The sequence below is a fragment of the Stenotrophomonas sp. STEN021 genome (assembly GCF_056760175.1).
This window is the reverse complement of sequence record NZ_JBRREH010000162.1, coordinates 1-2,229: the sequence shown is the minus strand read 5'-3', so window position 1 is coordinate 2,229 and position 2,229 is coordinate 1. Positions and strand designations below refer to the sequence as shown.

The 2,229-nt window shown below is 65.7% G+C and carries 2 protein-coding genes; both read right to left on the bottom strand.

Annotated features, from left to right (window positions below; genetic code table 11):
- Positions 1-119: 119 nt before the first annotated feature.
- The gene (locus ACVOL0_RS20310; protein ID WP_481550618.1) at positions 120-443 is read right to left on the bottom strand and encodes a hypothetical protein; all 324 of its coding nucleotides are present in this window, start codon (positions 441-443) and stop codon (positions 120-122) included.
- 74 nt (positions 444-517) lie between these two features.
- Entirely contained in the window at positions 518-2,035 is a 1,518-nt protein-coding gene (locus ACVOL0_RS20305) for a fumarate hydratase (RefSeq protein WP_481550617.1), read from the bottom strand.
- Positions 2,036-2,229: the final 194 nt, after the last annotated feature.

The window sequence follows — 2,229 nt, the reverse complement described above, 5'->3', positions numbered from 1 at the left end:
CGCCGCTCCCACAATGCTTGGATCACCGGGAAAGCTTCTGCCGAGCATGGCTCGGCACTACCGATTGATGGATCGCCGGGAAAGCCTCTGCCGAGCATGGCTCGGCACTACGCGTGGGCTCAGTTGCAGCTGGTCATGCAGCTGTTCAAGCGCTCGCCGCACACCGAGGCGGCTGAGCGGTTCTGGCAGAACGCCTGCGAGGTCTGGCAGGCACCGCGCAATTCCGGGTTGGTGATCTTGTCGCATTGGTTGCTGCGATTTGCTTCACCGCAGTCACCGTAGCTGCTCGGGTTGGCGCTGCAAAGCTTGTAGGCGTTCTGGCAATAGTTGACGCAGGCTGCGGGGTCATTGCGCGGGGCGCCACCCCAGCTTCCACCGCCGCTCGCGCAAGATGTGAGCAGCGCCAACACCATTGATAGAAGCACCCATTGGAACCTGCGCATCGAACGATCCCCGAAAACGACGACGGCCCGAGCATAGCCCGGGCCGTCGTGGCATCACCAGTGACAGCAGTCGATTACTCGACGATCACCGGAATCTTGCCGATGCGGGCCTGCCATTCGCGCGGACCCGTCTTGTGCACCGATTCACCGGTGGAGTCGACCGCCACGGTCACCGGCATGTCCTGCACGGTGAACTCGTAGATGGCTTCCATGCCCAGGTCGGCGAAACCGACCACCTTGGACGCCTTGATCGCCTTGGACACCAGGTAGGCCGAGCCACCGACAGCCATCAGGTAGGCCGACTTGTTGTCACGGATGGCCTCGATCGCGGCCGGGCCACGTTCGGCCTTGCCGACCATGCCGAGCAGGCCGGTCTGCTCCAGTATCTGGCGGGTGAACTTGTCCATACGGGTCGCGGTGGTCGGGCCGGCCGGGCCCACCACCTCGTCACGCACTGGATCGACCGGGCCGACGTAATAGATGAAGCGGCCCTTCAGGTCCACCGGCAGCTGCTCACCCTTGTTGAGCATCTCGACCATACGCTTGTGCGCGGCGTCGCGGCCGGTCAGCAGCTTGCCGTTGAGCAGCAGGGTCTGGCCCGGCTTCCACGCAGCCACTTCTTCCGGGGTGATGTTGTCCAGGTCGACGCGGGTGCCCTTGGAGGCGTCGTAGGTCAGCTTGGGCCAGTCTTCCAGCGACGGCGGGTCCAGCATCACCGGGCCGCTGCCATCCAGGGTGAAGTGTGCATGGCGGGTAGCGGCACAGTTCGGGATCATCGCCACCGGCAAGTTGGCAGCGTGGGTCGGGAAATCCTTGACCTTGATGTCGAGCACCGTGGTCAGGCCACCCAGGCCCTGCGCGCCAATGCCCAGTGCGTTGACCTTCTCGTACAGCTCCAGGCGCAACTCCTCTGCACGGTTGGAGGCGCCACGGGCCTGCAGGTCGGTGATGTCGATCGGCTCCATCAGCGATTCCTTGGCCAGCAGCATCGCCTTTTCGGCGGTGCCGCCAATACCGATGCCGAGCATGCCCGGCGGGCACCAGCCAGCGCCCATGGTCGGCACGGTCTTGAGCACCCAGTCGACGATGGAATCGGACGGGTTGAGCATGGCGAACTTGCTCTTGGCCTCCGAACCGCCACCCTTGGCGGCGACGATCACATCGACCGTATTGCCCGGCACGACCTTGACGTTGACCACACCCGGGGTGTTGTCCTTGGTATTGGTGCGCTTGCCGGCCGGATCAGCCAGCACCGAGGCGCGCAGCTTGTTGTCCGGGTAGGCGTAGGCGCGGCGGATGCCTTCATTGGCCATGTCCTCGACACCCATGGTGGCGTCGTCCCAGCGCACGTTCATGCCGATTTCCAGGAACACGGTAACGATGCCGGTGTCCTGGCAGATCGGCCGATGGCCTTCGGCACACATGCGCGAGTTGATCAGGATCTGCGCGATGGCCTCTTTGGCCGCCGGCGACTCTTCGCGCTCATAGGCGGCGGAGAGGTTCTTGATGTAGTCGACCGGGTGGTAGTACGAGATGTACTGCAGTGCGTCGGCGACGGACTGGATGAGGTCTTCCTGCTTGATCGATGTCACGGCTTGCTCGCTTGCTGAAGGCTGGCGGGGGTTCAGCCCACCATTTTACGCCTTGCCGCGGCGCAGTGCTGCCCGCCCTTGGTTGTAGGAGCGGGGGGGGGGGGGGGGGGGGGGGGGGGGGGGGGGGGGGGGGGGGGGGGGGGGGGGGGGGGGGGGGGGCGCCCCCCCCCCCCCCGCCCCCCGCGCGGGGGGGG